Below are 7,368 nucleotides of genomic sequence, written 5' to 3'. Positions count from 1 at the left end.
CGTTTGTTAGCTAATTAAAGCTAAGTTCCTAAAGAACTTGGCAATCACCATCAAACGCCCACGCTTATCGGCTGTATGTTTTTAATGAACTACTCAACTACTTGAGCAACTACGCTGCGATCAGCGAAGCCTTGCAGTATACATCGGATTTTTGAACATCGCGAAGAAATTTTAAAAATCTTTTCTAACCGCCTCCGCTGGTATGTTTCTGGTAAACCCTAAACAGTTCTTATCAGCGAAGCCTGCCAGTATAGCACTACTTTTTCGAGTCTGGCAACTATTTTCGAAAAACTTCACATACCGTTCTTCTCGAGGTTCAGTGCATGCATCGTTGCCCCTATACATATGCAATGTCTCTAGGTCGCACTTGATAATGTGGCATGTCTTTAATCACACTACAAAACGCCCAACTTGCTTTTGGGCACGTCGCTCTTCTTGATCACGCAGAGTTTTCCCTTGAAACCGCTGAGCGCGTTGGCCTGATCGGCCGCAATGGCGCTGGCAAATCTTCTTTACTACGCATCCTAGGCGGCCTAGAAAAACCTGACGATGGCGACCTGCGCGTCCAACAAGGCCTACGCGTGACTTACGTCGCCCAAGAGCCGCAACTCGACAGCAACGCATCCGTGTTCGAGTCTGTCAGTGCGGGCTTAGCACGCATTGTTCATTTGATTGAGCAGTACTGCGCTGGTGAGGGCGACCTCACAGCCATGCAAAACGAAATTGAAATGTTTGATGGCTGGAATTGGGAACAACGCGTGCATGAAACCTTGCATCGCTTGCACCTAGACCCAGATGCGCGCATCAATGCCCTCTCAGGCGGCACGCTCAAACGCGTGGCGTTGGCTCAAGCACTGGTCACATCGCCCGACGTGCTCTTGTTAGACGAGCCCACCAACCACTTGGACCTCGACAGCATTGAGTGGCTCGAGCAACTCTTGATCGACTTCAAAGGCAGCATCATCACCATCACGCACGACCGCTCATTTCTAGACAAGGTGGCCACACGCATTGTGGAATTGGACCGTGGCCATTTGTTGACCTACCCCGGTAACTTCTCGCAATACCAGTTGCAAAAAGAAGAACAAGCGGCGCAAGAAGCCGTCATCAACGCCAAGGCCGACAAACTGCTGGCTGGCGAAGAGGTATGGATCCGCAAAGGCGTGGAAGCACGACGCACACGCAGCCAAAGCCGCATTGGTCGACTCGAAGCCTTACGCGCACAGCGCGAAGCACGCCGTGACGCTGTAGGTCGTGTCAAGCTCGACGTGGCCAGCGGCGCCCCCACAGGCAAGATCGTGGCGGAGCTCACGGAGGTGGACAAAGCCTTTGGCGGCAAAGTCATCACCAAGAACTTTTCAGCCACCTTCTTGCGCGGCGACAAGATTGGTTTGATCGGCCCCAATGGTGCCGGCAAATCCACCTTGCTGAAAATGATTTTGGGCGAGCTCGAAGCGGACAGCGGCAAGATCCGCCAAGGTGCCAACCTGCAAGTGGCGTACTTTGACCAAATGCGCAATGGCTTGGACATGGATGCCTCACTAGAAGACTTCATCAGCCCAGGCAGCGAGTGGATTGAAATTGGCACACAGCGCAAACACGTCAAAAGCTACTTGGACGACTTCTTGTTCTCGCCCGCGCGTGCCACATCGCCCGTGCGCTCGCTGTCGGGCGGCGAACGTAACCGCTTGCTGCTGGCTCGTTTGTTTGCGCGCCCAGCCAACGTGCTGGTGCTGGACGAACCCACCAACGACTTGGACATCGACACATTGGAACTGCTGGAAGAGCTGCTGCAAAACTACAACGGCACCGTGTTCATCGTCAGCCATGACCGCACCTTCCTCGACAACGTGGCCACCAGCACCTTGGTGTTTGAGGCCACCGACGACAACCCCGGCTTCTGGCGCGAATACGAAGGCGGCGTGCAAGATTGGCTCATCCAATCTGAACGCGCCCGTAGCCTTGCGCCGCAAACAAAAACTGCCGCACCTGTGGCAGCCAAGGCTGCAGCTGAAGCACCCAAGCCCGTAGCGGCAGTTGCTTCAACCACAGCCAAAACGCGCAAGCTCAGCTACAAAGAGCAGCGCGAGTTAGAAGCGCTGCCAGAACTCATTGCCTCACTAGAAGCAGAGCACAAAGAAACCCAATCGGCGCTCAGCGATAACAACCTCTACGCCAGCGACCCCGCCAAAGTGGCGCAAATCCACAAACGCGACACCGAGATTGAAGACGCTCTGATGGCCGCCCTTGAACGCTGGGAGCAACTTTCCTCGCCGGCATGAGCAGCGACGAACTCTTTGCATTGATTGCCCTTGCGACAGTGGGCGCCTTCACACCGGGACCCAACACGGCCTTGTCGGCCACGATGGCGGCCAACCACGGCTTGCGCCGTGCACTGCCTTTTGTATGCGCCGTTCCAGCAGGCTGGGGCATTTTGCTCATCCTCAATGCAGTGGGTTTAGGCGTGATGGTGTTGAGCTTTCCGCCACTGCGCTGGGGCTTGCTGGCAACAGCCGTGATGTATTTGCTTTGGTTGGCTTTCAAACTCAGCCGTACGCAACACCTGAACGCAACAGAACAAGCCCCCGTGGTCGGATTCAAACAGGGCGTGATGCTGCAGTTCATCAACATCAAAGCTTGGTTTTTGGCCTTGTCGGTCGTCAGCGGCTGGGTCATCGGACACGACGACACAATTCCCCGATTGCTAGCTACCCTCCCTATCTTCATGTTGTTTGGCCTCGCCAGCAACCTCACCTATGCATGGATAGGCGCGAGCTTGCGCCACTGGCTGAGCGGGCCCAACAACACCGCCAAACGCCTGAGATGGTTTAACCGGCTGATGGCCTTGGCACTGTTAGCCACCGCGGTGTGGATGGTTCGCTCTGCATTGACACTCAAGTGACTCTGGGTCTCTGCTGCGACTGCCCGCCTGGCCATTCATCTTCAGAATGAGCGCAAACAACACACTCCAGCGCCATGGGACACCTTTACTTAGTGCGACACGGGCAGGCTTCTTTGGGTGCCGCCGATTACGACCAACTCAGCCCTTTGGGCGAGCAGCAAAGCCTTCGCCTCGGCGAGCACTGGCACGCGCAAGGCCTCAGGTTTGATGCCGTGATCACAGGCACGATGACGCGCCATGCACAAACCTTGGCAGGCATCCAGCAAGGCATGGACACGCAGCACAAAGCACAGCTCTGGTCGGGTCTCAACGAATACGACGCAGAGGCTGTCATTCGCGCCATTCAGCCGGGGGAGCTGGTCAAGCCCACCACATCCGAGGGCTACAAGCAATATTTCCGCTTGCTGCGTGACGGCCTTACCCAGTGGATGGCCGGCGTGGTCAGCCCACAAGGTATGCCGAGTTACACAGAGTTTGTGCAGGGCGTCGTGTCGGCACTAGAACAAGTGCGCCAGCAACACGAGGGCAATGTTTTGCTGGTCTCCAGCGGCGGCCCGATTGCCACTGCAGTGGCACAGGTGCTGCGCACCAGCCCAGAAACCAGCATCGAGCTGAACATGCGCATGCGCAACAGTGCGGTGACTGAATTCAGCTTCAACCCCAAACGCCACAGTCTGGTGTCGTTCAACAGCTTGCCGCACTTAGAAACACCCAGCCACAAAGACTGGATCACCTTCGCCTAAGGCTGGCTAAAGCAGGCGTTACACGCGCACCGTGCTGAGCGGCAGCGCAACCAACTCTTTGAGCAACAGCGCCAGCTGCTCACCCGCGCTGTTCACAAGCGCCTCACCTTTGGCGGCAGTAGCTGCAGACGCGTTACCCGCTGCACCTTGCGGGTTGTAGTCTTGCATGTGCCAGCCGAGTTTGGCGCTTTTGCCGTTGCCTAGCAACGCGTAATGTTTGGCGCGCTCTTGCGAGGTGGACGCAAAGTTTTTAGCTTCCATCATGTTCACACGGTTCGGTGACAGCGCCAGCATCATGGAGGTTTCAATATCACCCGCGTGGATGCCAAAGCGGTGTTCATCCGCTGAAAACTGGCCCGTCACATTGGCGTCGATGGGCAAGCTGTACCAGCTGCTGCTGTACACAATCAGGCCATGCTGGCCACGCAGCTCACGCGCCACCACGTCCATCAGTCCCACATTGCCGCCGTGGGCGTTGAACATCAGCAGCTTCTTGATACCCGCACGCGCCACCGATGCGCCGATATCGCACCAGAGCTGAATCAAGGTTTGTGGTGACAGGTGCAGCGTGCCAGCAAAGGCGGTGTGCTCGGTGCTGAGGCCCAGCGTTTGCGTGGGCAACACCAACACGGGATCGGTCGCGGCCAAGTGTGTCAATGCAGCGTTAACCACCCCATCCACCAACACCGTGTCCACAGACAGCGGCAGGTGTGGGCCGTGCTGCTCGGTCGCGCCCAAGGGCAACACGGCCACAGTGCGCGCGGGGTCCAGCGCGGCGAAGTCGCGCGTGTTGAGCTCGGCCCAGCGGTGCGTGGCCAAGGCTTGAGAGGTGTGGGGGCTGGTGTGCGCAGTCATGTTCGCCATCTTACTTTCCCGCCATGGCCCCTGTGGGGCGTGGCTCTCATCGGCTAGGTAACATCAGTCGCATGCTCAAACTTATCTCTCGACTCTTGCTAACGGGCTACATGCTGGGCTCTGCATGGGCGCAAGGCGTGCCCACAGCCGTGGTCAACACACCACAGCTTCGCGCTGAGTTACTGGCCCATGCGCCACAAGGTGTGCAGGCGGGCCAGCCGCTGTGGGTGGGCTTACAGCTCACGCACCAGCCGCAATGGCACACCTATTGGCGCAACCCTGGCGATTCGGGCCTGCCCACGCAAATCGAACTCACGTTGCCCGCCGGCATCACCTCTGGCGATGTGCTGTTCCCCCTGCCGCACAAGCTCAAAGCGGGCAACCTCACCAACTATGGCTTCGAGAAAACCGTGCTGTTGGCCGTGCCGCTCACCGTGTCTGCGCAGTTCAAAGCCAACGCCACACAAACGCTGGACATGCAAGTGCACGCCAACTGGCTGGTGTGCCGTCTTGAGTGCATTCCTCAAGAGGGCGACTTCGCCTTGCGCATTCCCATCAACAGCAGCTTTGCATCCCACAGTGCATCGTTTGAAGCCCTGCTGGCTCAACAGCCCAAACAGTGGCCCAAACTCAAAGCCTCCACACGTTTTGAAGCGCAACGCATGGTGCTGCAAGTCAGCGGCTTGCCCGCGTCGCTGCATGGCACAACCTTGCAGGTGTTTCCAGACACCGCCGAGTTGGTGGAATCTGCCACCGAGCAACACCCACGTGCAGAGCAATCGTGGCAGGGCGATGTGTGGACCGTGCAACTGCCGCTCAGCAATTTGCGCCTGACAGACCCCAAGCAAGTTGGCTTTTTGCTGACCTCGGGAAATGGGGCGGAGCGCCAAGGATTTTCGGTGTCTGCGCCCGTCATGCAAGCATGGCCTGCCGTGTCTGAATTGCCAGTTGTCCAAGCGCCTGCCACTCCCTTGACTGCCAATTCAGAAAAGTCGCTGGGCTTCGCAGACTTGCTGAGCTTAGAAGGGTTCATTGGCTTTGTCTTGGCTCTACTGGGTGCCTTTGTGGGCGGACTCATCCTCAACCTCATGCCTTGCGTGTTGCCCGTGTTGGCCATCAAACTGCTAGGCTTTGCGCAACACAGCCGCGCCCACCGTGCGCACCGCTTGGCGGGCATGGCTTACACCGCGGGTGTGGTGCTGAGCTTCTTGGCACTGGGTGCTGGGGTGTTGGCCCTGCGGGCTGCGGGCGAGCAATTGGGTTGGGGCTTTCAGCTGCAGTCGCCTCTGGTGGTGAGTGTGATGGCTGCGCTCTTCACGCTGATTGCACTCAATTTGTTTGGCTTGTTTGAGTTCGGGCACATCCTGCCCTCGCGCGTGGCCAGCTTTCAGTACAAACATCCCGTTGTGGATGCCGCCTTGTCTGGCGTGCTGGCCGTGGCCGTGGCATCGCCCTGCACCGCGCCCTTCATGGGCGCGTCTTTGGGGCTTGCATTCACCTTGCCCACTTGGCAAGCGCTCAGCATTTTTGTGGCCATGGGCCTTGGCCTTGCTGCGCCCTATTTGCTTGCCAGCTTTGTGCCAGCCGTCGCACGTCTGCTCCCGCATCCCGGCCCTTGGATGGTCACACTTCGCCAGCTCTTGGCATTTCCCATGCTCGCCACCGTGGTGTGGCTGCTGTGGGTGCTGGGTCAACAAACCAGCTTGGATGTGGCCATGTTTGCGTTGGGAGGCTTGCTGCTGTTAGCAGCCTTCATTTGGGCGCTCAAGCTGCACACGCCTGCTGCTCGCGGCTTGGCATGGCTGCTGGCTATCGCCTTGGTTTGGGGGGTGTTCAGCTTTGCTGAAGAATTGAATGCACCAGCAAACGATGCGCCCCAAATCAACACCGCCTCCAACGGTGCCTCGGCCAACAGCCTTGCCGACAGCGCCTCAAAGCAAGCGTGGCAAGCCTGGTCCGAATCCGCCGTGGCGCAAAGCTTGGCGCAAGGCCGCCCTGTGTTTGTGGACTTCACCGCCGCTTGGTGCGTGACCTGCCAGATCAACAAAAAATCCACGCTCTCCAACGCCGAAGTGCTGGCCGACTTTGCCAAGCGTGACGTCACGCTGCTGCGCGCCGACTGGACGCGTCGCGACCCCGCCATCACGGCTGCACTCACCGCTCTGGGGCGCAGCGGCGTGCCGGTGTATGTGCTCTATGCGCCAGGTAAAGCGCCGTTGGTGTTGTCAGAGTTGCTCAGCGTGAACAAGTTGCACCAAGCACTGGCCACTTTGCCTGCAAACAAACCATGACACAAGCCACCGTTCGCCAAAGCCTTGCCAATTGTCAAACCATCGCCGTGGTGGGCCTGTCGCCCAAACCGCACCGCGACAGCTTTCGGGTCGCTAAGTACATGCAAGACCACGGCTTTCGCATCGTGCCCATCAACCCGAATGCGCACGAGGTGCTCGGTGAAAAAGCCTATGCCTCACTCACCGAAGCCGCGCAACACGCGCGCATCGACATGGTCAACTGTTTTCGCAACTCTGAAGACATCCCGCCCATCGCGGCGGAGGCCATTGCGATTGGTGCCAAATCGCTGTGGCTGCAACTCGGCGTGGTGAATGACGCCGCAGCCCAACAAGCCACCGACGCAGGCTTGGTCGTGGTGCAAAACCTTTGCTTGATGGTTGAGCACCGACAACTGGGCTGAGCCAGTCCTCGGCGACAATGTCGCCATGTTTGCACCACTCCAAAACGACACCTTTTTGCGCGCTTGCATGCGCCAAGCCACCGACCACACCCCCGTTTGGCTCATGCGTCAAGCCGGTCGCTACTTGCCCGAGTACTGCGCCACGCGCGCCAAGGCCGGCAGCTTCATGGGCTTGG

Annotated in this window: 7 protein-coding genes; 6 read left to right on the top strand and 1 reads right to left on the bottom strand. The window is 58.3% G+C overall.

Annotation, left to right across the window (positions count from 1 at the left end; translation table 11 throughout):
- Window positions 1-380 precede the first annotated feature (380 nt).
- The 3 genes from RMR24_RS03270 (at window position 381) to RMR24_RS03260 (ending at window position 3,645) form a co-directional block, all read left to right on the top strand.
- Window positions 381-2,282, top strand: a complete 1,902-nt coding sequence (locus RMR24_RS03270) for an ATP-binding cassette domain-containing protein (RefSeq protein ID WP_310613666.1) — start codon at window positions 381-383, stop codon at window positions 2,280-2,282.
- A complete protein-coding gene (locus RMR24_RS03265) occupies window positions 2,279-2,902 on the top strand; it encodes a LysE family transporter (RefSeq protein ID WP_310613665.1) in 624 nt (207 codons plus the stop codon). Before RMR24_RS03270 ends, RMR24_RS03265 begins: the two co-directional genes overlap by 4 nt.
- 74 nt (window positions 2,903-2,976) lie before the next feature.
- Window positions 2,977-3,645 carry a histidine phosphatase family protein gene (locus tag RMR24_RS03260; protein ID WP_310613664.1) on the top strand — a complete coding sequence of 223 codons (669 nt, stop codon included), beginning with the start codon at window positions 2,977-2,979 and terminating at the stop codon, window positions 3,643-3,645.
- An 18-nt stretch (window positions 3,646-3,663) separates the two neighbouring features.
- On the opposite strand, the gene RMR24_RS03255 is transcribed toward RMR24_RS03260, so the two are convergent.
- The gene (locus RMR24_RS03255) at window positions 3,664-4,500 is read right to left on the bottom strand and encodes a creatininase family protein (RefSeq protein ID WP_310613663.1); all 837 of its coding nucleotides are present in this window, start codon (window positions 4,498-4,500) and stop codon (window positions 3,664-3,666) included.
- Between the two features lie 71 nt (window positions 4,501-4,571).
- Between RMR24_RS03255 and RMR24_RS03250 the strand changes: the two genes are divergently transcribed.
- The 3 genes from RMR24_RS03250 to RMR24_RS03240 all read left to right on the top strand — a co-directional run.
- Window positions 4,572-6,791: a thioredoxin family protein gene (locus tag RMR24_RS03250; RefSeq protein ID WP_310613662.1), complete on the top strand. Its 2,220-nt coding sequence runs from the start codon at window positions 4,572-4,574 to the stop codon at window positions 6,789-6,791.
- On the top strand, window positions 6,788-7,192 hold the full coding sequence (locus RMR24_RS03245) for a CoA-binding protein (protein WP_310613661.1): 405 nt from the start codon (window positions 6,788-6,790) through the stop codon (window positions 7,190-7,192). Before RMR24_RS03250 ends, RMR24_RS03245 begins: the two co-directional genes overlap by 4 nt.
- Before the next feature lie 25 nt (window positions 7,193-7,217).
- On the top strand, window positions 7,218-7,368 hold a 151-nt coding region (locus tag RMR24_RS03240; RefSeq protein ID WP_310613667.1), incomplete at its 3' end, for a uroporphyrinogen decarboxylase family protein.

The sequence above is a fragment of the Limnohabitans sp. genome, from assembly GCF_031539105.1.
Taxonomy (GTDB): Bacteria; Pseudomonadota; Gammaproteobacteria; order Burkholderiales; family Burkholderiaceae_C; genus Limnohabitans.
The sequence above is the reverse complement of the archived record's forward strand: the minus strand, read 5'-3'. Positions and strand labels throughout refer to the sequence as shown.

What these genes read in the sequence shown, in the direction of transcription:
- RMR24_RS03250 (WP_310613662.1), top strand. Translation starts at nt 4,572, where the DNA reads ATGCTCAAACTTATCTCTCGACTCTTGCTAACGGGCTACATGCTGGGC.
- RMR24_RS03245 (WP_310613661.1), top strand. Translation starts at nt 6,788, where the DNA reads ATGACACAAGCCACCGTTCGCCAAAGCCTTGCCAATTGTCAAACCATC.
- RMR24_RS03255 (WP_310613663.1), bottom strand. Translation starts at nt 4,500, where the DNA reads ATGACTGCGCACACCAGCCCCCACACCTCTCAAGCCTTGGCCACGCAC.
- RMR24_RS03270 (WP_310613666.1), top strand. Translation starts at nt 381, where the DNA reads ATGTCTTTAATCACACTACAAAACGCCCAACTTGCTTTTGGGCACGTC.
- RMR24_RS03260 (WP_310613664.1), top strand. Translation starts at nt 2,977, where the DNA reads ATGGGACACCTTTACTTAGTGCGACACGGGCAGGCTTCTTTGGGTGCC.
- RMR24_RS03265 (WP_310613665.1), top strand. Translation starts at nt 2,279, where the DNA reads ATGAGCAGCGACGAACTCTTTGCATTGATTGCCCTTGCGACAGTGGGC.